General features: G+C 65.1%; 23 protein-coding genes, 1 pseudogene and 1 riboswitch. Of the genes and pseudogenes, 15 read left to right on the forward strand and 9 right to left on the reverse strand.

The genetic code is table 11. From position 1 onward, the window contains the following. Positions 1 to 5 precede the first annotated feature (5 nt). Positions 6 to 145: riboswitch (cobalamin riboswitch) on the forward strand. 35 nt (positions 146 to 180) lie between these two features. The 5 genes and pseudogenes from NV2_RS21315 (at position 181) to NV2_RS21335 (ending at position 5,315) form a co-directional block, all read left to right on the forward strand. Next, positions 181 to 1,071: an ABC transporter substrate-binding protein gene (locus NV2_RS21315; protein WP_174550617.1), complete on the forward strand. Its 891-nt coding sequence runs from the start codon at positions 181 to 183 to the stop codon at positions 1,069 to 1,071. A gap of 23 nt (positions 1,072 to 1,094) precedes the next feature. After that, a complete protein-coding gene (locus NV2_RS21320; RefSeq protein WP_373863605.1) occupies positions 1,095 to 2,096 on the forward strand; it encodes a FecCD family ABC transporter permease in 1,002 nt (333 codons plus the stop codon). Beyond that, positions 2,093 to 2,929 carry an ABC transporter ATP-binding protein gene (locus NV2_RS21325; RefSeq protein WP_067877290.1) on the forward strand — a complete coding sequence of 279 codons (837 nt, stop codon included), beginning with the start codon at positions 2,093 to 2,095 and terminating at the stop codon, positions 2,927 to 2,929. The genes NV2_RS21320 and NV2_RS21325 overlap by 4 nt, the downstream gene beginning before the upstream one ends. Further along, a pseudogene (locus NV2_RS21330) lies at positions 2,929 to 3,726 on the forward strand (MBL fold metallo-hydrolase); the annotation flags it as partial. The gene NV2_RS21325 and the pseudogene NV2_RS21330, both read left to right, overlap by 1 nt. Positions 3,727 to 3,866: 140 nt before the next feature. After that, positions 3,867 to 5,315, forward strand: coding sequence for an MFS transporter (locus NV2_RS21335; RefSeq protein WP_067877293.1), 1,449 nt, complete (start codon positions 3,867 to 3,869; stop codon positions 5,313 to 5,315). A gap of 154 nt (positions 5,316 to 5,469) precedes the next feature. Here NV2_RS21335 and NV2_RS21340 read toward each other — a convergent pair whose 3' ends face one another. Both NV2_RS21340 and NV2_RS21345 read right to left on the reverse strand, forming a co-directional pair. Further along, positions 5,470 to 5,958: a DUF420 domain-containing protein gene (locus NV2_RS21340; RefSeq protein WP_067877296.1), complete on the reverse strand. Its 489-nt coding sequence runs from the start codon at positions 5,956 to 5,958 to the stop codon at positions 5,470 to 5,472. 178 nt (positions 5,959 to 6,136) lie between these two features. After that, the gene (locus tag NV2_RS21345) at positions 6,137 to 7,375 is read right to left on the reverse strand and encodes a PucR family transcriptional regulator (protein ID WP_067877299.1); all 1,239 of its coding nucleotides are present in this window, start codon (positions 7,373 to 7,375) and stop codon (positions 6,137 to 6,139) included. 242 nt (positions 7,376 to 7,617) lie between these two features. Here NV2_RS21345 and NV2_RS21350 point away from each other — a divergent pair, with 242 nt between their 5' ends. The 3 genes from NV2_RS21350 to NV2_RS21360 all read left to right on the forward strand — a co-directional run bounded on the left by NV2_RS21350 (position 7,618) and on the right by NV2_RS21360 (position 10,471). Continuing rightward, on the forward strand, positions 7,618 to 7,830 hold the full coding sequence (locus NV2_RS21350) for a hypothetical protein (protein ID WP_067877302.1): 213 nt from the start codon (positions 7,618 to 7,620) through the stop codon (positions 7,828 to 7,830). Beyond that, entirely contained in the window at positions 7,827 to 8,972 is a 1,146-nt protein-coding gene (locus NV2_RS21355) for a PucR family transcriptional regulator (RefSeq protein ID WP_067877306.1), read from the forward strand. Before NV2_RS21350 ends, NV2_RS21355 begins: the two co-directional genes overlap by 4 nt. A 179-nt stretch (positions 8,973 to 9,151) precedes the next feature. Then, entirely contained in the window at positions 9,152 to 10,471 is a 1,320-nt protein-coding gene (locus NV2_RS21360; RefSeq protein ID WP_067877309.1) for a lipase family protein, read from the forward strand. A 74-nt stretch (positions 10,472 to 10,545) separates the two neighbouring features. Here NV2_RS21360 and NV2_RS21365 read toward each other — a convergent pair whose 3' ends face one another. The 6 genes from NV2_RS21365 to NV2_RS21385 all read right to left on the reverse strand — a co-directional run bounded on the left by NV2_RS21365 (position 10,546) and on the right by NV2_RS21385 (position 18,946). Then, positions 10,546 to 13,476 (reverse strand): type I restriction endonuclease subunit R, encoded by a 2,931-nt coding sequence (locus tag NV2_RS21365; protein WP_067877312.1) that lies wholly within the window; start codon positions 13,474 to 13,476, stop codon positions 10,546 to 10,548. Position 13,477: 1 nt separating this feature from the next. Continuing rightward, positions 13,478 to 14,599 carry a restriction endonuclease subunit S gene (locus NV2_RS31000; RefSeq protein WP_084475212.1) on the reverse strand — a complete coding sequence of 374 codons (1,122 nt, stop codon included), beginning with the start codon at positions 14,597 to 14,599 and terminating at the stop codon, positions 13,478 to 13,480. A 46-nt stretch (positions 14,600 to 14,645) separates the two neighbouring features. Then, positions 14,646 to 16,142, reverse strand: coding sequence for a type I restriction-modification system subunit M (locus tag NV2_RS21370; protein WP_067877314.1), 1,497 nt, complete (start codon positions 16,140 to 16,142; stop codon positions 14,646 to 14,648). Beyond that, positions 16,139 to 17,647, reverse strand: coding sequence for a type I restriction-modification system subunit M (locus tag NV2_RS21375; RefSeq protein WP_067877317.1), 1,509 nt, complete (start codon positions 17,645 to 17,647; stop codon positions 16,139 to 16,141). The genes NV2_RS21370 and NV2_RS21375 overlap by 4 nt, the downstream gene beginning before the upstream one ends. 211 nt (positions 17,648 to 17,858) lie before the next feature. Further along, a complete protein-coding gene (locus tag NV2_RS21380; RefSeq protein WP_067877487.1) occupies positions 17,859 to 18,065 on the reverse strand; it encodes a DUF397 domain-containing protein in 207 nt (68 codons plus the stop codon). Between the two features lie 14 nt (positions 18,066 to 18,079). After that, on the reverse strand, positions 18,080 to 18,946 hold the full coding sequence (locus tag NV2_RS21385; RefSeq protein ID WP_067877321.1) for a helix-turn-helix domain-containing protein: 867 nt from the start codon (positions 18,944 to 18,946) through the stop codon (positions 18,080 to 18,082). Positions 18,947 to 19,168: 222 nt separating this feature from the next. Here NV2_RS21385 and NV2_RS21390 point away from each other — a divergent pair, with 222 nt between their 5' ends. Genes NV2_RS21390 through NV2_RS21400 form a run of 3 tightly spaced genes read left to right on the forward strand, consistent with a single transcriptional unit; the run spans position 19,169 to position 19,940 of the window. Beyond that, positions 19,169 to 19,519 carry a hypothetical protein gene (locus tag NV2_RS21390; protein WP_067877323.1) on the forward strand — a complete coding sequence of 117 codons (351 nt, stop codon included), beginning with the start codon at positions 19,169 to 19,171 and terminating at the stop codon, positions 19,517 to 19,519. A gap of 3 nt (positions 19,520 to 19,522) precedes the next feature. After that, positions 19,523 to 19,735: a hypothetical protein gene (locus NV2_RS21395; RefSeq protein ID WP_067877326.1), complete on the forward strand. Its 213-nt coding sequence runs from the start codon at positions 19,523 to 19,525 to the stop codon at positions 19,733 to 19,735. Beyond that, positions 19,728 to 19,940: a hypothetical protein gene (locus NV2_RS21400; protein WP_067877328.1), complete on the forward strand. Its 213-nt coding sequence runs from the start codon at positions 19,728 to 19,730 to the stop codon at positions 19,938 to 19,940. Before NV2_RS21395 ends, NV2_RS21400 begins: the two co-directional genes overlap by 8 nt. On the opposite strand, the gene NV2_RS21405 is transcribed toward NV2_RS21400, so the two are convergent. Further along, complete coding sequence (locus tag NV2_RS21405) at positions 19,935 to 20,336, reverse strand: hypothetical protein (RefSeq protein WP_067877330.1); 402 nt, start codon at positions 20,334 to 20,336, stop codon at positions 19,935 to 19,937. The two genes, NV2_RS21400 and NV2_RS21405, sit on opposite strands and share 6 nt — an antisense overlap. 132 nt (positions 20,337 to 20,468) lie before the next feature. On the opposite strand from NV2_RS21405, the gene NV2_RS21410 reads away from it, so the two are divergent. The 4 genes from NV2_RS21410 to NV2_RS21425 are packed head-to-tail and all read left to right on the forward strand — an operon-like array spanning position 20,469 to position 23,564. Continuing rightward, positions 20,469 to 20,846, forward strand: a complete 378-nt coding sequence (locus NV2_RS21410; protein ID WP_067877333.1) for a hypothetical protein — start codon at positions 20,469 to 20,471, stop codon at positions 20,844 to 20,846. Continuing rightward, a complete protein-coding gene (locus NV2_RS21415; RefSeq protein ID WP_168436187.1) occupies positions 20,833 to 21,477 on the forward strand; it encodes a DUF3558 domain-containing protein in 645 nt (214 codons plus the stop codon). The genes NV2_RS21410 and NV2_RS21415 overlap by 14 nt, the downstream gene beginning before the upstream one ends. Beyond that, the gene (locus tag NV2_RS21420) at positions 21,477 to 22,856 is read left to right on the forward strand and encodes a hypothetical protein (RefSeq protein WP_067877338.1); all 1,380 of its coding nucleotides are present in this window, start codon (positions 21,477 to 21,479) and stop codon (positions 22,854 to 22,856) included. The genes NV2_RS21415 and NV2_RS21420 overlap by 1 nt, the downstream gene beginning before the upstream one ends. Before the next feature lie 3 nt (positions 22,857 to 22,859). Next, on the forward strand, positions 22,860 to 23,564 hold the full coding sequence (locus NV2_RS21425; RefSeq protein WP_067877341.1) for an ESX secretion-associated protein EspG: 705 nt from the start codon (positions 22,860 to 22,862) through the stop codon (positions 23,562 to 23,564). The last annotated feature ends 230 nt before the right edge of the window (positions 23,565 to 23,794 follow it).

Raw genomic sequence — 23,794 nt, forward strand, 5'->3', positions numbered from 1 at the left:
GGTGAACTACGCTGCGCATATCCGGCCGAACCCGGCCGGGAACCGCGTCGTGACGGTGAAGCCGGTGTGAATCCGGCACTGTCCCGCAACTGTGAGTCCGGCCTGCGCGCCGGTCAGTCAGGTCGGCCGGCGCCGCGGGAGGCGTACTTGTCCTCGGACGAAGGACGGTATGGACGGAGGATGGTCGTGCCACTCACTTCCCTCCGGCGGCTCGTCACCGCCGGATTCGGATCACTCGTACTGTTCGCCACCGCGTGCAGCGCCTCCGACCCGGCCCCTGCGCACAGCGGCGACCCGGCCTCCCGATCCATCATCTCGCTGAGTCCCACCACCACCGAGATGCTGTACGCGATCGGCGCGGGCGACCAGGTGGTCGCGGTCGACGACCGATCCGACTACCCGGCCGGTGCCCCCGTGACCGACCTGTCCGGCTACACCCCCAATGTCGAGGCCATCCTCGGCTACGACGCCGACCTGGTCGTCACCAACGCCGATACCGGCGATCTGGTCTCGGGCCTGAAGAAGGCCGGCGTCGAGACGATGATCTTGCCCGCCGCGCGCACCCTCGACGACACCTACACCCAGATCGAGCAACTCGGCGCCGCGACCGGACACGTCGGCGATGCCGCGGAACTCGTCGCACGAATGCGCACCGAGATCGGCGACATCGTGGCGTCGGTGCCGCACCGCGACACCCCGCTGCGTTACTACCACGAGCTCGACAACACGTACTACACCGTCACCGATGACACCTTCCTCGGCAGCATCTACTCGATGTTCGGTCTGACCTCGATCGCCACCGGCGGCAACGGCTATCCACAGCTGTCGGCGGAATACATTCTGCAGCAGAATCCCGACCTGATCTTCGTGGCCGATCGGCAGTGCTGCGGTGTCACGGCGGAGACCATCGCGCAGCGGGCCGGCTGGAACGAACTGACCGCCGTCCGCGACGGCCGGGTATATCCGCTCGACGAGGACATCGCCAGCCGATGGGGCCCGCGCGTGGTGGACCTGGTGCGTGAGATCGCCCGGATCGTCACCGAGACGCCGGCCACCCGGCCTACTCGTTGACCGCGTCCACGCGGCGACGCACCCTGGTCGTAGCCGGTGCGGTGCTGATCCTGCTGGGTGCCGTGCTGGTGGGTCTGCTGGTCGGGCCGGCCGGGCTCACGCCGCGCGGTGTCCTGCTCGATATGGCCGATCGGCTGCCGTTCATCGATGTCGCGTCCGGTCTGAGCACGCGACAGCGGGCGATCCTGTGGGACATTCGGATGCCGCGGGTGGTGCTCGGAGTGCTGGTGGGCGCGATGCTCGCCGTAGCCGGCGCGGCCTATCAGGGTGTTTTCCGGAATCCGCTCGCCGACCCGTATCTGCTCGGTGTCTCCAGCGGTGCGGGGCTGGGCGCTACCCTCGCGATCGTCGCCGGCGGTGCCGCCGGATTCACCGGTGTGCCGGTCGCGGCGTTCGTGGGCGGACTGCTCGCCGTCGCGGCGACCTACCTGCTCGGGCGCACGGTCGGCGGGGTCCGCTCGGAGGTGGTCGTCATCCTGGCCGGGGTCGCGGTGGCGGCATTCGCGAACGCGGTCCAGACCTTCTTCATGCAGTTGCACGACGACACGTTGCGTCAGGTGTATTCGTGGATGCTGGGGCGGCTTTCCACCGACGGCTGGTCCGAGGTGCTGGTGGTACTGCCGTATGTGGTGGTCAGTGTCGTGCTCATCGCGCTGCACCGGCGCACCCTCGATGTGATGGCGGTCGGTGATGTGGAGGCGGCGAGCTTGGGGATCAATCCGGCGCGGGTGCGGTTGCTGCTGGTGTGTGTCGCGACGCTCGGCACCGCGGCCGTGGTCGCGGCGGCCGGGTTGATCGGTTTCGTCGGCATCGTCGTCCCGCACGCCGTGCGGTTGCTCGCCGGGCCCGCCCACCGCGTGCTGTTGCCGCTGTCGCTGATCACGGGTGCGGCGTTCCTGGTCCTCGCCGACGTGGTGGCCCGGACCGTGATGGCGCCGGGTGAACTGCCGATCGGTGTGGTGACCGCGGCCGTCGGTGCGCCGTTCTTCCTGCTCGTGTTGCGGCGTAGCCGAGGTGTGGCATGACCCGCGACGGTACGGCGGTGTGCTGCACGGGAGTCGGCGCCGAGCGCGGTGGTGTCGCGGTGCTGCACGACGTGGAGTTGGAGATCGCGGCGGGGGCGTGGGTGTCTCTGGTCGGGCCGAACGGTTCCGGTAAGACAACCCTGTTGCATGCGCTCGCCGGTCTGGTGCCTGCAACCGGGGAGGTCCGGGTGGGCGGAGTGAGGCCTGGTCACGCCGCCCGCCGCGCCACAGCCCGCGCGGTCGCGTTGATGCCACAGCGGCCGGTGGTGCCCGAAGGGGTGACCGTGGGCGAACTCGTCCACCTCGGTCGCACCCCGCACATCCCCCGATTCGGCAGCGAAACCCCGCATGATCGCGAGATCGTGGACCGGGTCATCGCGCGCCTGGAACTGGAGGAATTCGTCCGCCGGTCCGCCACCGAACTGTCGGGCGGCGAATTGCAGCGGGTCGTGCTGGCGCGGGCGCTGGCGCAGCAGCCGGCGGTGTTGCTGCTCGACGAACCCACCAGCGCACTCGACATCGGCCATCAGCAGCAGGTGCTCGATCTGGTGGATTCACTGCGCGTCGAGGAAGGACTGACGGTGGTGGCCGCCATGCACGATCTGACCTCGGCGGCCCAGTACGGCGAACGGCTGGTGCTGCTCGACCACGGCCGGATCGTCGCCGACGGGCCACCTGATGCGGTGCTGACCGTCTCGCGCATCGCCGCGGTCTACGGCGCGCGGGTGGAGGTGCTCGCTCGCCGCGACGGTCACGCCGTCCTGCCGTTGCGAGCCGGTACCTCTTCCGGGAGAGCGCCTTTCGAATCCGGGCCGGGCCGAACGGAGACCTGATGGAGATCGTGCTACTCGGCACCGGCGCGGCGGATGGCTGGCCGTCGCCGTTCTGTCGCTGCGAATCCTGTTGCGATGCCACCACATCCGGGCAGATTCGCGGTCAGACCGCCGCCCTGGTCGACGATGTCCTGATGCTCGACTGCGGTCCGGAAGCGCCTCGTGCCGCGCTACGGCTGGGCCGCACCCTCGCCGATGTCCGCCACATCCTGCTCACCCACGCCCACCCCGATCATCTCGGCCCGCAGGCGCTGCTGTTCCGGTCCTGGGTCGATGCCGGTCACGAACTCGAGGTCATCGGGCCCGTCGATGCGCTGGACGCCTGCCGGCCCTGGGTCGGTCCAGGTGACCCGGTCCGCTTCACTGCCGTCCGCGCCGGCGACCGGATCTCGGCCGGTCCCTATCACGTCACCGTGCTGCCCGCCCGTCATCAGGTGTTCCGCGCGGGCGACGCCGTCCTCTACGACATCGCCGCCGCGGACGGCGCCCGCCTGCTGTGGGCGTGCGATACCGGACCGTGGCCGCACGCCTGGTTCGAGGCGGTGCGTGGCGCTACCTACGACGCGGTATTTCTGGAGGAAACCTTCGGTGACCGCTCCGAACTGTCCGACGAGCATCTCGGCCTGCCCGAATTCGCCGAGTTGCTGGACGGGTTGCGGGAGGTTTCGGCCGTGACCGACGAGACCGATGTGGTCGCGGTGCATCTGGGCCACCACAACCCGCCGAACGCCGAGCTGGAACGGAGGTTGGCCGGGTACGGCGCCCGTGCCGGTCGCGACGGTGAGGTGGTCGAGATGAGCAGGTCTCGCGGCGAGAACAGTGCGTCGAACGGCCAGACGAGCGCCGCCGCACCGAGCATAGCGGGCCGCAAATGTGACGCAACTCACGTCCGTTTTGTCCGATTACCGGGGTCGCGGGAATCGTCATAATCCACCGCATGAGTCCAACTCGAGACGAGAAACAACAAATAGACGACGGCAAAAATGCTGGTTCGTGGCGTGAACTCCGGGAGTACGCCGGCGCCGCGATCGTGCTCGCCGGCGGTGTTCTGGTCGGCGCGGTCAATATCTACGTGGCCGCCAGCCTGCTACCGAGCGCCGTCGCGGACATCGGAGGCGAACGGCTTTACGCGTGGAATATGACCGCATTCCTGGTCGCTCAGGTCGTCGCGACGATGCTGGTCGGCTGGTTGTTGTCACGGCGCGGCGCGGTCGGCGCGTACTTGGCCGGATTCGGCGTGTTCGCTGCCGGGTCGGTGGTGTGCGCGGCGAGCCCGACCATGGTTGTGCTGCTGGCCGGGCGCGGCCTACAGGGGTTCGGCGCGGGCCTGTTGATCGGGCTGGGTTTCGCGGTGATCCAGGCCGCGCTGCCACAACGATTGTGGGCGCGCGGTAGCGCATTGATCTCGGCGATGTACGGCGTGGGCAACTTCGCAGGTCCGGCGTTGGGTGGGTTCTTCGCCCAGTTCTCTTCGTGGCGAATCGCTTTCGTGGTGCTGGCGATCGTTGCCATCGGTATCGCGGTCATCGTGCCCCGGGTACTGCCGAATACTGCCGCGGGCGCGACCGATCCGATTCCGCTCCGCTCCTTGCTGGTGGTTCTCGCGGCGATCACCACGGTAGCCGTGGCCGGGATCCTGACGAACCGGGTCGCGATGGCGGTGTTGATCGGCGCGGCCGTCGTGCTGGTCGTGGTCTTCCTGGCGGCGGAACGCCGGGCCGCGATCCGGGTCCTTCCGCTGCCGACCTATCGTCCCGGTTCGCCGCTGCGCTGGGTGTATCTGACGATTGCTTGCCTGGCCGCGGGCACCTCGGTAGAGATCTTCTTGCCGCTGTTCGTGCAGCGCATGGGCGGGCTCCCGCCGGTCGCCGCCGGATTCTTCGGCGCCGCCCTGTCGCTCGGCTGGGCCGGCAGCCAGATCCTCAGCTCCTCGGCACAGCGGCAGCGGACGATCCGGATGCTGCAGGTCGGCGGCCCGGTGCTGCTGGGTGCGGGGCTGCTCGTCCTCGCACTGGTGCAGCGGCAACAGGCACCCACACTGCTCATGGTCGCGGGCTGGCTGCCGCTGCTGCTGTTCGCCGGCGCGGGTATCGGCATCGCCATGCCGCACCTGTCGGTGGCCGCCATGACCAGCGGCACCGACGCCGACGAGGGCCGCAAGGCAGCCGCCGCGATCGCGACGGTGCTGACGATGTCCACCGCATTCGGCGCGGCGATCGCCGGTCTGCTGGTGAATCTGGGCGCACCGGAGCTGATCGACTCCGCCCGCTGGCTCCTGCTCGGATTCGCCGCCATCGCGGCAGCAGGCGCGATCACCGCGCTGCGTATCGCGGCCGCGCATCGATCGGCCGGGCACGTCGCCGAGGAGAAGACCCCGGCTGTTTAGCGTTCCTGTCGATGGAGCCGTGCCGGCGACAGCAGGTCGTCGGCACGGCCCGGCGTACCGTTCCAGGAAAGTCGTACTGTGCCGCAAACGGTCACGAGTAGCCGCGGATCTCACGGACCGCCGCGGTGTCCCAGTAGAACGGCGTCATGTTCGGTCAGAAGACGAAAGCCAAGGCATAGAAGATCCAACCGGTCACAGCGGTGGCGACCAGATCGACAGCGGCGACGCGGGCCCACGGCAGGTGCCAGGAGCTGTGCTTTCCGGGCCGGATGGGATTTCCGAACCCACGGACGGCTCGGATGAGGACGATCGGCCACAGCAGCAACGTGGTAATCGCGAAGAACAGATGTATGACGAGCGAGGTCCACACCGCGGCCGATACGTGACCCCCGACTTCGGCTGCCGCTCGGTCTTGCCATCCATTGATCCGAATGTCGAGTTCGAAAATGAAAACCGCAGCGAGCAGCGCAATCCCGAGCGGGATCTGCACCCACTTGTGTAGAGCGAAGCGGCGGCGGTACTTGACCTGATAAACGCTCCAGCTCAGCGCCACAACGACAATCACCATGATCAGGATGAGCAGGTCGAGCATGAGCGAGGCTCGAGTGCCGAGGAATCCGTCGATACCCGAAAAATCGTTCACATCAAGCCTTTCGAATGCGCAGAACACCGCCGATCACCCATGTTGGCCGCCCGGTCGACGATCCACATCGTCTGTGAACATGAGTTTCAGCCTCGAAGGATGGTGCGAGACTTACAACTTTCGATGGCCGCGAGTGTGCTCGAGATCCGGGCGTGCTGTTCCGACCTGGTTTGCTTCCCTAGGCCTCTGGTGGTCCGGCGGGTGAGTAGAGGCGATGGATCGTGAGGGCGGCGGCGAGCAGGCGGGAGTTGTTCGGTTCACCGGGGTCGATGCCGGTGAGGTCGCCGATTCTTCGTAGCCGGTAGCTTAGGGTGTTGGGATGGACGTGTAGATGTGCCGAGGCGCTTTTGCGGTCGGCACCGAAACGCAGGTGCGCTTCGAGTGCTTCGAGTAGATGCGGTGCCTCCAGCAGCGGCACGATGCGGGCCGCGAGCCGGTCGCGGGCCGCGCCGGGGCGGGTGAGCTGGTATTCGAGCAGCAGGTCATCGAGGTGATACAGGCCAGGGTTCCGGCCCAGGGTGCGTGCGAGGGTGGCGAGTTCGGTGACCTCGGCCGCGGCGCCGGGTAGCTGCGCACGTGGCACCGCGACCGATTCGGCGAGATATATTCCCGCGCCCAGCTTCTCGGCGAGTTCCGCGCTCAGGGCGGTGGTGCGCAGTGTATGCCCGGGGTCGGAGTGTACCGGGAGCAACGCGAGTCCGGTGGAACCGTCGAAGGAGACCAGCGCGGTACCGTTGCTGAGTGCGTCCAGGGTGCGGTGCAGGATCCGGATCCGGCGCCGTGCCAGCAGGTCCGTGGCCGTGGTGCTCGGGTCTTCGGGTCGGGCGTGGATGGCCAGCACGGTGTAGGAGTCGACCAGCGGCTCGTCGGCGCGGGCGGCGAGCGCTTCGGCAGGCCGCCCGTGCAGCAGGGCGGAGCACAGTTCGCGGCGGGCCTCGCGGTCGGCGTTGTGGATGGACTGCCCGACCTCGGTGTAGGTCTCGGTCACGGTGATGGTGATGTTCTTGAGCAGGTCGAGCAGCCCGGCCCCGATGGCCACCAGTTGATCGATCTCCTCGGGCGTGGCGAGGGAGGCGGCCTCGGCGAGCACCGACTGGGCCGAGCCGTACATGGCCTCGATCAGGAGCGCCAATGGAAAGCGATCTTCGGCGTGACGTTCGGCGACCGGGGCCACGAAGTCGATGACCTCGGCACGAGTCAGCGTGCGGCCCTCGCTGATCGCTTGCAGGACCGCGCGTCCGCAGGCGTAGATGGCGGGCAGTACCTCGGGGCGGAAATGGCCGTCGGGCAGATCCGCCGCCGGCGGTGTGGCCCCCAGCCCATCGGCGAGTATCCGTTCAGCGATCTGCGGCCATCGGGGCAGCAGGCGGGTGAGCAACGGGGCGTCGGTGGTGGACAGCGGTCGAGCGGAGGTCATACAGCGATTGTGGCCCGCGACATCGACAAGGGACACCCCGACGAACGATCAGCGAAAAGGTTTGTCTCCATCCACAAGAACCTGTTGCAGTAGTTCGTTCGTGCGTGCAGTGACACCATCCGGTCCCCGGTACAGACTCGCTGTATCGCGAAAGCGCACCGGCCTACATCGCATGTCCGCCGGATATGCGGCGAACCACATGGCCTGGTGCGCAGCCGCGAGGAGTGGATGGGAAGTACAGAATGTCGAATATTCAGCAGGCGGTCGGCTCATCGTCCTACGCCACCCTCGACGCGGGCGGCGACACGGTGCCGGGGGGCGAACACACCGCGGTGGCCTCACGCTGGGACGAGGTCACCAACCCCTACTACGGGGCGTTCCTGCGCACGGGCGCCGGTGCACGGCGGGTGTGCGCGTTCGGCCCGTGGCTGATCGACGGTCGCGGCACACTATGACCACGAGTATGGCCGCGGCCCATTCGTGCGCGGCCGCGCAGACCGAGAACATCGTGCGCCAGCTGCTCGAGCGGATTCCCCGTCACGGCGGGCCGGGGAATCTGCTGCGTGCGGAGATCAGCAGTGTCGTGGCCGGATGCCTGGACTTGGTCACCGACGAGGCGATGGCCCCGAGCGTCGGGATGGAACGCATCCATCGCGCGGCGGCGCGGTGGGCCGGTGTCGGGGTGCCGATCGAGACCGTGCACCGGCTCGTGCGCGAAGGCTTCCGACTCCACCTGGACACCTACCTCGGCGATCGGCAATGGTCGCCGCTGCGGCGCAACGAGATCGATCGGCTGATGGGGGCACAGAACGCGGTGAACGTAACCGTGGCCAGAGCGTATCTGGAAGTCGTACCGCGCACCGGCGCCGCGCGCCAACAGCATGAAGCGGCCCGCGCACTGCTCGGTGGCCGCCGTCCCGACCGGGTCGCGCTGGAATACGGTATGCCCCTCACACAGTGCTATACCGTTCTGGCGGTCGCGGCCACCAACGCACGCGGTGCCCGGGCGATGGGCACGTTGCAGGACTTGCTCGCGGGGCAGTGCGGTCACCCCGTGCCGGCCTTGCTCAGCGGGCTCGGCGGCACAATCGTGGTACCGGGCACGATCGCGGACGCCGAGGAAGATCTGCGCACGCTCCTCACTCGAATGCCGATGACCGCGTCGGCGGTCCGGACCGACTCCGCGGCGATCCCCGCCGCCGCGGAGACCGCGCACGAACTGCTCGATGTGGTCCGCAGGGTTTATGGCAGACCCGGGCTCTACCCGTTCGAGGATCTGGTTGTGGAATACCAGCTCACTCGGCCGGCCCCGGCCCGCGACAGCCTGGTCGGGCTGCTGGACCCGATCGCCGAGTACCCGGAACTCCTGCAGACTCTGCGCGTGCACATCAGCACGGAGCTCAACCGCAGGCTCACCGCACGCACCCTGCACATCCACGTGAACACCGTGGACTACCGGCTACGACGGATCGGCTCTCTGGTCGGGCTGGATGCCACTCGCGCGGCCGGGCTGTGGCGCTTGCGTGCGGGCATGATCGCGCGCAGCTACCTCGACGGCACGGTGATCGAATCACGACCCGCCGACGGGATGCGGTAGCGCTTCCTGTCGGCGCCCTACGCTGCGGGTGCCAACTTTATGGCGACCTAATTGTGTTGCTAGACAATTCTTTTCAACCGCAGCCCTTGTCAGGTTGGGGATGTGCATGCGGCCGTTGGGCCGACTGTCCCCGCTGCCGTCCGCGCCCGGAAAACGTGGCGCGCGAAAGGACCACCAGAATGAGCTCACCCCGCGTCTGCGAGGCTGCGCCCCCAACGCTCACCGACGAGCCCGCCGCCCGGGCTATCCGCCCGGAAAACGACACGTTCTACTGTCCACCTGCGGATTTCGCGACCCGACCGCCGGGCGCGATCCTGCGCACACGCGTCACCGAGATCGCCTTGTTCGGGCTGATCCCGCAGCGGTTGTCGGCCTGGCAATTGCTCTACCGCACCAGCGATCTGCACGCAGTCCCCGAGGTCGCCGTCACCACGGTGCTGCTACCGGCCGACGCCGCGGCCACTGCACGCCCGCTGGTGTCGTTTCAATGCGCGATCGACGGTGTCGGTTCGAACTGTTTCCCCTCCTACTCCCTACGCCGGGGCGCGCGAGCGCTCGGGGCGATTCCGCAACTGGAATTACCGGTCATCGCCGAAGCGCTGGCCCGAGGCTGGGCTGTCTCGATCCCCGATCACGGAGGTATGGGTGGACATTTCGGGGTGGCGCGCGAACCCGGCTATCGCGCCCTCGACGCCGCCCGCGCCGCACTGGCCTTCGAACCACTGGGCCTGACACCCACCACCGAGGTCGGCCTCTGGGGCTATTCCGGCGGAGGGCTGGCAACCGCGTGGGCGGCAGAAGTCGCCGCGGACTACGCACCCGAACTCAATATCGTCGGCGCCGTCGCGGGCTCGCCCGTCGGTGACCCCGAGGCTACCTTCGTCCGGCTCAACGGCTCCCTGCTGTCCGGGTTCTCTACGGTCTGCGTCGCGGCATTGCAGCGCGCCTACCCAGAACTCGAGCAACTACTGGCCGTACACGCCAAGCCCGAATTCCACACCTTGCTCGCCGACGCCGCCTCACGCACCACCTTGGCATTGTTGTCACGGTCCGCGGGCAAAAACCTGGACCGTTACAGCGAGTCCAGCTTCGTCGACCTGCTGGACCTGCCCGAGATGCGCGCCGTCTTGGACGACATCCGCCCCGGGGTGCACGCACCTTCGATGCCGGTCCTGATCATTCAAGGCGTCAATGACGAACTGATCGCCGTCCGAGATGTGGACCGCCACGTCGAACGGTACCGGCGCGCCGGCGCACACGTGCATTACGTCCGCGATCGCCTGAGTATGCACCTCGCCTTGCTCTATCTCGGCACCCCGATGACCATGTCTTGGCTGGCCGATCGATTCGCGGGCAACCCCTTGCCACCCAGTACCACCACAACGGTGTGGTCACTCACCTGGCGCGGGTGCCATGTCCTGGACCACCTACGATTCGCCGCACTGTTCGTCCGGATGCTGTGCCGCAGGCCCATTGTCCAACGTCGAAAGGAGGAGTAAACGCTCTCTGGACGGGTTGGCGGACTCGTCGGATCTATCGCCGCCGAGCAACAGCGCCGGCAGCGGATGCACGCTCAGTAATACTCCCGCACGTACCCCAGCGCCTTTTCGAACACATCGTTATCTCGAATCTTGAACTGGACGTAGAGCGTTCGGCGTAGCGCCTGGCGTACCTCCTGATCACCGCGAATGGTGTCCTGCCAACCGTCGAAGCGCACACCCCGCACCACTTCGTCGATGCGGGCCACCACGTTGCCGACGATGATGGGCGTCTGTTCGGTTTCCAGCGCTTCGAACAGTTCGGTCAGGGCGGCCTGGCCTTGCTGTTCGCGGGGGATCTGCTCGGTGGTCTTCTCGGCGGCAACGGTGTCGCGGGCCAGTTCCAGGAGCTCGCGTAGGAAGTCGAGGCTGGATTGCTGTATACCGGCGTATTTTTCGCGGAGCGCGTTGAGGCGTTGGCCGAGTTCGACGAATATCGGGTTGTTGAGGTGGCGCGCGATTCGGGCGGTGATCTGCTGTTCGATTTCCTCGTGCGAGATGTCGCTGCGTCGGCCCAGCATGAGGTCTTCGATGGTTTGGGCGTCGAGCACGATCTTCTCGGTGCTCTGCGGGATCTCCACTTGCACGTGCTCGTTGATCAGGTCGACGGTTTTTGCTCCGAGCGCGTGCCAGACCAGTCGGCCGGTGATGTCGGAGGGCCGCACCGATTCGTATACGTCGGTCAGCCAGCGGTAGTCGTCGCGAAACGGGGTCAATATCGGGTCGGGGCTCAGCGCCTCCCATAGTTGGGATACGACGCTGTAGGCACGGCCGAAGGCATCTTTGCTCTCGTCGTCGGCGATCGCGGATTGGGCTTGCACGAGCCCTTCGTAGCCGCCGACGGTCCGGTCGACACCGGGAAAGAAGGCCAGTGCGGTGGCCATGGCGGGCGCGAGTTCGTCCTTCAGCTGTTCGATGTTCGAGATGACTTGCCGCACCGATTTCTCGTCGAATGCCAGCGAGTTGGCGACATCGTCGAAGATGCCGAGGTAGTCCACGATCAGCCCGTGCGTCTTGTGCGGCGGATACACCCGGTTGGTGCGGGTGATGGCCTGCAGCAGGGTGTGTTCCTGCAGCGGCCGGTCCAGGTATTGGCAATACAGGATGGGGGCGTCGAACCCGGTGAGCAGCTTCGCGGTGACGATGATGATCTTCAGTGGATCCTTGGGGTCGTTGAACCGCGCGAGGATCTGTTCCAACTCGTCGGCGTTGGGCGACCACTGTGCCCAATCCTTGGAGTCGGCACGTGTTTTCGACATCACGATGGTCGAGGCGTCGGCGCCGAGGTACTTGTCCAGTTCGGCCTTGTAAGCTACGCAGCATGCCTTGTCGTAGGCGACGACCTGCGCCTTGAACCCGGATGGTTCGACCTTCGTGCGGAAATGTTCGGCGATGTCGGCGGCGATCTTCGCGATCCGGGACGGGGTTTTGATCAGCACCTCGATCGAGGCGGCCTTCTGCGAGAGGGTGATCTTCTCGTTCTCCGACAGTCCCCGATCGGCGACCAGTTCGTCGAAGGCGGTGTCGATGGCTTCCTGGTCGATGTGGATCTGCGACAGCCGCGGTTCGAAATGCAGTGGCAGCGTGGCCCCGTCACGGATGGAGTCGTGAAACGAGTAGCGCGACAGGTAGCCGCCTTCGTCCTCGGCCGACCCGAACCACATGAACGTATTGCGGTCGCGCTTGTTGATCGGCGTGCCGGTGAGGCCGAACAGGAATGCGTTCGGCAGTGCCTCACGCATCCGCTGCCCGTAGTCGCCTTCCTGTGTTCGGTGTGCCTCGTCGACCATGACGATGATGTTGTCGCGGGCATCGAGCACTCCGGGTGCCTCGCCGAACTTCTGCACGGTGGTGATGATGATTCGCCGTGCGCCGACACTGAGCATGCTCTGCAGTCCGGCGCGGGTGTCCGCCGGTTCGAGTCCCGGTACGTCGGCGGCGTTGAAGGTGCCGGTGATCTGGGTGTCGAGGTCGATGCGGTCGACCACGATCAGGATGGTCGGATTGGTCAACGCCGCCATCGCCCGCAGTTTCAGCGCGGTGAACACCATCAGCAGCGATTTGCCGGAACCCTGGAAATGCCAGATCAGACCTTGTTTGATGGTGCCACGCAGCACTCGCTCGACGATGAGGTTGGTGGCCTGGAACTGCTGGAACCGGGCAATGATTTTGATCTTGCGGTGTTGCTTGTCGGTCGCGTAGATGGTGAAGAACCGCAGAAAGTCCAGCACCGCAGCAGGTTTCAGGACGCCTTCGACGGCCTCCCGCACCGCGGTCAACCCGAACTTCGCCGGCGCGTCCTCGTCGGTGGTCTCTTCCCGCCACGGCCCCCACAACTCGACCGGCATCCCGACCGTGCCGTAATGAAAGTCTTTGCCCTCGGTAGCGAAAGAGAACACGTTGGGGACGAAAAACTGCGGCACGGTTTGTTCGTAGTCGTGATGGATCTGCGCGGCGGCGTCGATCCAGGTGTAGGCCGAACGGGTCGGCGATTTCGCCTCACCGACCACCAACGGAAACCCGTTGCACCACAACACCACATCGAACCGCTTCTCGACCCGCCCCTGCCGGAACGTGACCTCGGTCGACACGGCCCACTGATTCGCCGAATCATCGTCGAGATGATCGAAGTCGATCAACCGAACCGTCGTATGCTCCCCGTTCGGCCCGAACGGCATCGACTTCTGCCCGGTCAACCACGCCATGAACTGCTCATTGGCGACCACCGGATGCTTACTGTCCCGCGCCGAGATCAGTATCGCCCGCAACTGATGCAACACCTGCTCGGCCTCGGAGTCGCCGACCTCGGGGTTCAGGTTGATCAGGGCTTCTTTGACGCGGCTTTCGAGGAGTACCTGATCGGTGCGGCGGGGGAGTTCGGAACCGGGGACGGGCTGGACGTCGGTCGATTTCACAATATCGCGAACGAAATCGCGGACAGTGTTGGCTTCGTTGAACTGGGCCATACTATTCTCCGAAAATCTTACTGAGAAGCGTTGTCTTGAGAGAATCGAGAGATGCAATCTCATCCTCGGCGGACCCAGCAGCGAGTTTAAATTTTTCGAGCTCGTCGAGAACTTTTCGCTGTCGATTTAATGGTGGTGCCGGGAATTGAAACCGACTAAGCGATCTTCTGTTGATCTTCACCATGCTAGTGGCACTTCCTGCCGCAGTTCGTCGCATGTGCTTCCGTCCGTGAGTGCTGCTCAACACTGCCGCCGCGAACTCCGGAAGGATATGCAACTCCAGCGACAACCGCATCATGGTGTCGGGAAAAGAGACATCGTCGCGTACTTCTGAGAATATGCCGACACGTCCCACCAAATCGATGGTATTCGCTCGGGATATCAACAGGTCGCCCGGTCGCAGCGTCGCACCTCGGGTCTTCGACGTGTCCACCACGTTCTTGAGGTTTCCGCGACGATAACCTTCCGGCCCAAGCGCTGCAAGGGAAAGTACGTATCGCCCGGTATGCTCATCGACTGGCCTGGCAGACCAGCCGCTCTCAGGAGAACAAGCCCACACTTCCTCGAATGGGATGACGTAAGTTCCGAGGCGGTAAACTTCTTCATCGGTCCACTTGGTTCGAGCCACCGAGAGGCACGCTAGTGTTGTTGCCGCTGCTTGTCGGTTGGTTTCTACAGCCCACAACAAATCAGCAATCCGCTTCTGCTCATCCAACGGCGGCAGATCGAACTCGTACCGTGCCAGTTCTCCCCAATTCAAATATGGATTGACAGAACCGCGAGAGTTTGAGACCGCGTAGGCGTGGAATACTTCGGCCGACATGACAAATGGGAGAAACTCTTGTAGGAGGACGTTCGGGTCTTTTGTCTCCAGGACAAAGGTCTTCTCCCCGGTGATGCCGACGAAATCCGGCACCGCTACCTTTCGGAGGTAGGTCCGGCGTGAGACGTACAGTACGTGTCCCGGCTTGAATCGCTTGTAGAACATCGGTCCGATCGGATCGCGGCCGATCACACCCCAGTCCGTGATCGCAAGGTTGTTACTCGGAATATGCTCACCAGCGAGAAAGCGTTCCAGCCCAGACGTTTCGGGGTCGACCCGGTCGGTAACGTGCCGGACCACCTCGCCCAGCGCAACGCGCTTCCACTGCGTTTATCGAGTTGCAGTGTCACGCTGAGATCTCCGATCGAAGCAAGGACAGGACGTCGGCGATGGTCCGGTCGGACTGATCGGCCGCAGATCGCCATCTCTCGAGGCTTTCGGAGATATCCGCTCGTGGGGCAGACGCGTTCCGGTTCGGCGCGGCAACGTAGCGCGCGATCTCCAGACTCCCCCCGTTGGCAGTGATCTGCTCTACCGTCGCGACCGCAGCGAAATCACTCTGGTCTGTGAAGGTGCGGTACGCGTTGAGAATTTTCTGCTGGTGCGCATCATCGAGCTGGGACTGACCCATCACTCGCGAAACCTCATCCACAGCGTTGATGAACAGGACCTTGTTCCGGCGGTCCGGCGGCTTGCTCGTCCGGAGCACCACCACCGCAGCCGGCATCGGCGAGTTGTAGAACAAGCCTTCGCCGAGTCCGAGAACACATTCCACGAGATCGGATTCGACGAGACTCTGACGCATCACAGACTCGTCGCGGCGGAACAAGACCCCATGTGGGAACAGAATTGCCGCACGACCGGTTTCGGGATCAAGGCTCGCTGCGATGTGCTGGAAGAACGCGTAGTCTGCGCGGCCCTGCGGCGGCACTCCCCAGAGTTTCCGCCCGTAAGGGTCTTTCGCGAACGCTGCCCGATTCCACGCTTTGATCGAGTACGGCGGATTGGCGAGGATGACGTCGAAGGTCTGCAGCTTGCCGGCTCCGTCGTGAAAAGCAGGCTGCGACAGCGTGTCTCCGTGGGCGATGTGTCCGTCCGTCACCCCGTGCAGAAACAGGTTCATGCGGGCGATGGCGGAGGTGCCGTAGTTGAGTTCCTGGCCGTACAGGCGCAGGTTGCGCCACTCGTCGCCCTGGCGTTTGACCTCGGCGACGGTGGAGATGAGCATGCCACCGGTGCCGCAGGTCGGGTCGTAGACCGATTCGCCGGGGCGTGGTTGCAGCATCATTGTCATCAGGTGGACCAGGGTGCGGTTGGTGTAGAACTCTTGGGCGGTGTGTCCGGAATCGTCGGCGAATTTTTTGATCAGGTATTCGTAGCCGTTGCCCAGTTCGTCTTCGGGCAGGTTGGCGATGGTCAGGGTGCGGGTGGAGAAGTGTTCGATCAGGTCCGCGAGGGTGGAGTCGGGGAGCAGGTTCTTGTTGCCCCAATCGCCGTCGCCGAAAACGCCGGGCAGGGTGTCGGGGTTGGCCGATTCGATCGAGCGCATGGCGTGCAGGATGGTGGCACCGATATTGCTTGTGACGGAACGGATATCGTTCCAGTGGCAGCCGTCGGGGATGGCGAATCGGTGGTTCTCGGGCAGGTCGGCGAGGTCTTCGTCACCGTAGATCCGCGCGGCGGCGGCGTGTTCCTCGTCGTACACGTCGGAGATGCGTTTCAGGAACACCAGCGGGAAAATGTACTGCTTGTAATCGCCGGCGTCGATGAGTCCGCGCAGGACGATGGCGGCGCCCCACAGGTAGGACTCCAGCTCGCGCTGGCTGATCCGTGTCGTGCTCATGCCTCGGCCCCCAATCCCCACTTCGCCAATTCGGCTTCCAGGGCGGCGCGCGTGCGCGCGGCGTTCGCCTGGGCTGCTTCCAGGTTCGCCAGCGCGTCGGCCAGCGTTACAGTCTCGTCGGTGTCGGCCGGTGTCACATACAGCGGGATGTTCAGGTTGTAGCCGTTGGTGGCGATCTCCTCGAGTTCGACGACCCGTGCGAAACCGTCCACATCGCAATATGTTTCATACGCCTCGAGCAGTTTCCGCGCGTGTTCGGGCTCGAGGGTGTTCTGGTTGCGCCCGCGCTTGAACAAGGACTCGCCGTTGATGAACAGCACCCGCCCCTGCTCTTCCGGGGTCTTTCCGCGTCGCAGAATCAACACGCAGGCGGCGAGACCGGTGCCGTAGAACAGGTTCGGCGCCAGACCGATCACCGCGTCCACCGCATCGGAGTCGAGAATGTGGGTGCGGATCTTCGCTTCGGCTCCCTGTCGGAACAACGCGCCCTGCGGTAGGACCACCGCGACCCGCCCGTCGTGCGGATCGGCGGAGGTGAGCATGTGCTGCACCCACGCCCAGTCGGCGTATCCTTTCGGCGGCACGCCGCCGAGTTCGTGCCGGCCCCACTTGTCGGTAGCCCACGCCCCTTCGCCCCAGTTCTTGAGTGAGAACGGCGGATTGGCTACTACACAATCGAATTGGGCCAGGTGGTTGCCGCTGAAGAATCCCGGCTCACGCAGGGTGTCTTCCCGGATGATGGTGAAATCCTCGATACCGTGCAGCAGCAGGTTCATCCGCGCGATCGCCGAGGTGGTCAGTACCTTCTCCTGGCCGTAGAGCTTGCCCCACAGCGTCTTCGGGCTGCCACCCGCGGCTTTCACGTGCTCGATGACCTCGATCAGCATGCCACCGGTGCCGCAGGCCGGGTCGTAGACCGTCTCGCCCTCTACCGGGTCGAGGATGTTGATCAGCAGCGCCACCACCGAGCGCGGTGTGTAGTACTCGCCGGCCTTCTTGTTCGACTGGTCGGCGAAGCGTTTGATCAGGTACTCGTAGGCGTTGCCGAACACATCCGGCGCCACCGCCGCATTGGACAGGGTTTTGGTGGAGAAGTGCTCGATCAGATCGGCCAGTTTGCGGTCGGGCAGTTTGTCCTTGTTGGTCCAGTTGGCGCTGCCGAAGATGCCGTAGAGCGTCTCCGGGTTCGCCTTCTCGATCTCCCGGAACGCCGTCTGCAAGGCGTTGCCGATATTCGCGGTGTGGGCACGCACGTCGTCCCACAGACTTCCGTCCGGAAGGGAGAACCGGTGGTTCTCGGCGAACGCCGCGAACTCGTGGTCGCCGCCGGACTCCGCCAGCGCCTCGTCGAACTCCTCCAGATACACATCGCTGATCCGTTTGAAGAACATCAGCGGGAAGATGTATGCCTTGAAGTCGGCCTGGTCGATACTGCCGCGTAGCAGGTCGGCGGCACGGCCGAGGTACTGTTCCAGCTCGGACAGGGATATGCGGGCGGTGGTCACAGCGCTCCTTCGCAATGGTCGGTGACCATTGTGTGCCCCCGGTCCGACAGGTTCGCTCGCAGGTCCTACGCGGCCCCCGATCAGCCCCTACCGCTGCGCGACGCGCCGACTCCGGGAGCGCGACAACGAGCAGGACGCCGGACGCGGCCCCGAAGCACGGGTGCGTAGGGGCGCTACGCCTGCGAACGCGGGCGGGTAGGGGCGCTACCCCCTACGAGCGTGGGAACCGGCCGTCTCGCACACCGCCGGCGAAGGCATCCCATTCGCCGGGGGTGAAGACGAGGGCGGGGCCGGTGGGGTTCTTGGAGTCGCGGACTCCGACCATGCCGCCGTCGAGGAAAGCGACCTCGACGCAATCCTTGGTGGCATCGCTCTTGGTGCTCTTGAACCACTTGGCTCCGGATAGGTCAACGTTCATCTGCACAACTCCCTTTACCGCCTGCTGCGAAGCAGGTCCCTACTCGCTTGAGCGTCCAGTGCGGCCGCCTGGATGGCCTCGTAGGCTCGATCGTACCGACGTATGTCGGCTTCCTTCTCCAGATAAATGTCACCCGCAAGGCCAGGAATGAACACCACCGGCGGCTCGATGGCGTTGCCCTTGTTGTCTTTTCCGAAGTCCAGAATCGTGAAGACCCCGGTGATCGAGCAGCGTGGGAGTGCTCCCGCGAACGGCAAAACTCGCAGCGTCACGTTCGGCTGCGTGCTGAGATCGGCCAGGTGACGACGCTGAGCGTCCATGACCCGGCTCCCACCCACCATCCGGTGCAGCACAGTCTCATGCAGGATGACGTTCAGTTGCGCCGGCCGACTCTTCCGTCTGATCAACACCTGGCGTTGCATGCGCAGTCGCACCCGTCGTTCGATATCGGCATCCGACTCGTCCGGCAGACCCGATTTGATGACCGCGCGAGCGTAATCGGCGGTCTGGAGCAGCCCCGGAACCAGCTCGATCTGGTAGGTCTTCAGACTACGGGCAGCTACCTCGAGCCCCATGTACACGTCGAAATTCTCGGGAATCAGGTCGCCGTATTCGTGGTACCAGGACTTCACCTTGGCCTGCTGCGCCAAACCGAGCAGCGCCGCGGAGGTAGTGTCATCGGCGTCGTAGATGCGGCACAGGGCTTCCACATCGAGAACCCGAATACGCTCCGCCGAACCCTTTTCGAGCCGTTGTAACGTGCTCGAGCCCCGCTCGACCAACGTCGCGGCCTCAGCGATCGTCATCCCGGACGCGAACCGCAGCTCGCGCAGGTAGCGGCCGAGCTGCCGCCGGGGCACTGTCGATTCGAACTTGGGCATCGGTCCACCTCTTTGGGTTTCGGTCGCGCAGTGGCTGGATTCGGAGCGATGTGCCGGTGAGCATCGGCATGGGGGTCCCTGGTTGATTGTGCGACAAGCCATGGACCAGGCGCTGGGGAATGGGGCAATTTCTTTTGGGCAGTTCGTAAACGCTTGTCCCCCAGCATCGGACGGTGTGTTCTGAACCGCGCCCAAGCCGGCCACACAAGGAGATCGAACCCTATGCGCCCTCCACCGATCGCGGATACTTTCGTTTCCACGTCGGGCATCTGCGAACACTCGGTAATCGACCTCGCTCACGCGTTGATGCAGGTACATCGCGACTGTCGCGTCCAGCACTGCGCGTGGAAACAGGTCGCCTACCGCACGCTGGTGCACTACCGGCGACTGCAACCGCCACGCTGGAGCCCGCGCGAACGCGCACATCTACGAGGCGTCGAATTCCCGGTTAGCGCAGCGGATTACAGCACCTTTACGCACAACGAGGTACCGGTTGCGACCTTCGAGCAGGTACTCGCCGGCCTGAACGAACTCGCGAACGACGCGCGCCACCACGACAGATCCGACCGGTGAGCGATGGCAGCCCACTCCTACACCTGGCCGGACCAGTGGAGCTGTACCCGCCCGAACCAGCCCTTCACCCTCGACGACGCGCACACCTGGATGCAGCTCCATCGCAAACACGATTGCCCCCGCAAGCAGGCAGCCTTCGCCGCCCTCGTCGCCGCCGGTCGCATCCAGCCCGACTCCAGCCGCCGAAACCCCCTATGGAGTAGCCACGATGACTGATCCCACTGCGAAGCACGCTCCCGCAGAACATGATCCGGATCTCGATCGAATCCGCGCGCTCACCACACGCGCCGAACGTGCCGGATACGTTCTCGTCCGCAGCGCCCTCCCGCGCTACGAATGGAAACTGCTGGACAACGAATACCGCGAGGACATTTTCTCCTCCACCGACCTCGAGCGAATCGAGCAGTGGCTCGAGTCATGAACCGTTTCGGTCGGCGTGCTCGCGAAGCTCGGCCCGCAGTTCCTCGATCTGCTCGACCTCCGCCATCGCCTGGCCGTGCGCGCCCTGCGCATACGCGACCAGGGCGAGCATCGCGGACTCGAGCGGATCACCCTCGGGACCCAATTTCGCCAGCCGAGAAGCCATCAAACCGGCGAGACCCACCATATTCAGCCCCTCGGGCCGTGCCACGGGCAAAGCGTTCCACCAGATACCGGCGGTACTCGCGGCCAGCTCCGCCGACGCATCGGCGAAACGCCGCCAGATCTCGGCATAGGCATCGATGTATTCCTCGGGCGTCGCGGGAAGGCGAAGGTCCTGGTCTCCCTGGTTGTCGTCGGAACAGGACTCGATCGAATTCTGGGGGCCGTCCGGCATGGTGTCACGGTAGCAACGACAGCGGAGGGCGGCCCGGGGTCGTGTTAGCCTGACGGCACGTCCAACGCTGTCTGAGGGGGAATCTCATGGCTGATGTGATGACGGGTTGTGTCCCGTTCGGCGGGAGCCATCATGGCATTGGGTAGAGAAGCAGCGGCCGAGCTGTGGGACGCCGCCTCCGGGGGACGATTCAAACTCGATCCCGAGGCGGCTCGCGAGGTCGCGGGACATTACGAGTGGTTCGCTGAGGAGATGGGCGAGCGTCGGCAGGACGTGGAGCGTTTGCAACGCCTCGGTGGGTTCGGCGGCTTCGATTCAGCGCAGCATTTACAGCGCGGATTTGAGAACAAGGCTCGCCAGGCGTTCGATGCTTACAAAGCGGCCGAGGAATCCGCGCACCGTATGGCGGCGGCGATATACCAGGCAGCCGGGTTGATCGACGAGGTGGAGGCATCGAATGCGGCGGCGATCGAAGCAGCGAATCGGACCATGCCCGATGCGAAGCCGTAGCGCGCTGCCTCGAATTCCCGTGTTTGCCGCCGGTCTGGCACTGGTGTGTTCGGTCTCGGCGTGCGGCAACAACAGCTCTACCCCCGAGGCCGCCAGTCAACCGACCACGGCCACAGCTACGACTACAACGACATCAACGCCACCAACGTTGACCGCCTCCAAGTTGCAGCCGCCATCACAGGACAACGAATACGCCGAATCGTCCGGCAGGCCGAAGGTCGTCTTCGACCCGTGCACGTGGGTTCCGGACTCCGCGGTCAGCTCGCTCGGATTGGACCCGTCGACGAGAGAACGTGGCAACGACATGGTTGCCGAATACACGTTCCTTACTTGTGATGTGAGCAATCAGGACGAGTCGCTCCAGCTGGATTCCGGCAATGTCACGCTGGACGAGGTGCGAAAAAAGTACGCAGGCCGAACCCAGGATATGTCCATCAACGGTCGCAACGCGGTGCTCACCCCGAACAAGACCGCCTCCGACGATTGCTCGATCGACATGGAAACCAAAGCCGGCTACTTCGGCGTCACGGTCATCGTCTCGACACCGGGTGGCCTCAAAGGTATGAAGCCCTGCGACAACATCGTCCACATCGCGGAAACCCTCGAGCCCTACATCGGTGAGGGCAACTGATGGGTCCGCAGCCTGGCAGTACCCCGCCGATCATCGGCCTCACCGAGGCCGCAGCCGCGGGTGATATCTCGCTGGACCCCTCGCTCGTCCCGAAAGCCGATGCGGCGAAGTTCTATCAGAGCTCAGCCGCCGAAGCGGCCGCGGTGGCCGGAAACGCCGACCACGATGCCGATTACATCCCCGACGGGGTGATGGAATTCTTCCGGGGCATGCGTCACCAGGAAATTCTCGACGGCGTCGCGACCATGCTGCCCGGTGTCATGCACACCACCGCGCAGACCTGGAAGAAGATCGCCGACGCCACCTTGTTCAACACCATGGGCCTGAATGCCAAGGTGCGCAAAAGCATTGCGGGAGGCTGGGACGGTGCGGCCGCCGATGCCGTCACGGCGGCGACGACCCGGTTCACCAATCAGATGTCGGAAATGCACAATGTCACCCAGAGTGTGATGGGGCGGATCGAGGCCGTGGCCTACGGCGCCGACGTGGTGACCAAACAGGTGCCACCGATCCCGCCGGTGCAACCCGTACCCGCGGTGCCCGGGGCGGAGAGTCCGAAGGATGCCGTCGCCGGAGTCACGGCGTCCTCATCGGAAGAGCAGACCGCGCAGTGGGCAATGGTCAACCATTACGTGCCGACCTATCGAGCTGCGGGCCAGCAGGTTCCGATGTTCGTGCCACCCACGGCTCCCGACGACGAAGGCGGTGACAATCCACCGGGCGTCGTGGGCCGGGTGCCCGGCGGTACCGGAGGACCGGTCGACGGTCCGGGTACCGACAACCAGTCCGGCCCCGAAGACCACAGCGACACCGCCGACCAGAACAGCGGCGATGACCAGCAAGCCGGAACCGATCCGGCCTCGACTGACGCGGCTTCGAACCAAACCTCACCAGCCGCGAACACCCAGCGGCCCACCTCCACGACCGCGGCCGGGCTCGATCCGACGGCAACAACGCCCGCCGACGTAAATACCTCGGCCACGGGCACAGGACCTGGCGGAATGCCCGGATACAGCCGGACCGGCGGTCCGGGCAGCACCCGCGGTCCGGGTAGCAACGGCGGCCCGAGCGGCCCCGGTGGTCCGGGCCGCAGTGTGCCTGGTGTGCCGGGTGCCGGAAACCCTGTCGCCAACCCCGGCTTCCTCGGACGCCCGGCGGCGGCAGCGGGCACGTCGGGACTGCCCGGCATGGGCATGCCGGGCGCTCGAGGTAAAGGCGAAGAAGACAAGGAACGCAAGGGCGATCCCGATCTGCTCGTGCACGAGCGCAACAAGATCGACCTCATCGGCGACCCGACTCCGGCAGTGCCGCCGGTATTCGGTGCCGACCCGCACGACGCTACGCCCGAACGGCGAAAGCAGACCGAGAGCGACTGGTAACGCATGAAGTGGGAGTTCACCCAGGCGGAGTTCATGTTCGCCTGGGATCGGCTCGGACTCGACCGTTTCCCGGCACCACTGGCCGTCCGCCCGGAAGCCGGCTCGCAAGCCGAATGGGACGCACTGGAACAGCAACTGCGCCTGCGCTTTACGGTAGTCGAAGATCCCGACCTGCTACCGGTGCTGCGGACAGCGGCAGACCCCGACACCTCCCTGGTCATGGTCGGCTTCCGCAAGAAGCCGGTGCGCGCCTACGGTGCCGTTACCGCCAACATCGGCGTCAGCGTGGTCCAGCGGCCCGGACCCGACCCGGAAACCGGCGGAAACATCGTCGTCGAAGTCGGCAACCGTGACCATGTCGCTCGTGTCTTCGCGGCGGTCGCCGGCAAACAACCCCCGGGAAACACGAAGTCACTGGTCGAGAACTGGGAGCGCGTGCAAGTCTCCGGTCCGGTGAAGACCCTGCTCCGCGACCAGCCCACAACTGCCGACCGCATCCGCACACTCCTGTCAGCCCCACGAACAGGCCACGGCCACATCGAAATCCGCACCGACCGCCACAGCGAACGCCCGTTCCCACCGCGCTACATCAGCTGGTTCGACATCGACGGCGACGGCCGCTACACCTACACCCGCCGCTACGGCGACTTCCACATCGACCCGTGCGCCGCACTCGACCGCACTATTGGACGACTCGTCGAGGGTTGACCGTAGGCGGTGGTCGTCACACCTGCCCGGCCGACCGCCACATAGCGCACGAAGCCACTACCGTCGATCCTGTATCAGCGCCGAGACCAGCGCATAACTGGGATGGCCACGAGGAGGCTGGATAATGCAGCAGCCCTGTGCGCTCGGAAGTAGTTTGCTCACGCGGGGCCGGGCCAACCTGGGAAAGGGCGGGCTGACTCCTTGGCGCCTTTGGACTCATATGTCAGCTC

Origin of the sequence: Nocardia vermiculata NBRC 100427 (assembly GCF_001613265.1) — a bacterium.
Classification (GTDB): Bacteria; Actinomycetota; Actinomycetes; order Mycobacteriales; family Mycobacteriaceae; genus Nocardia; species Nocardia vermiculata.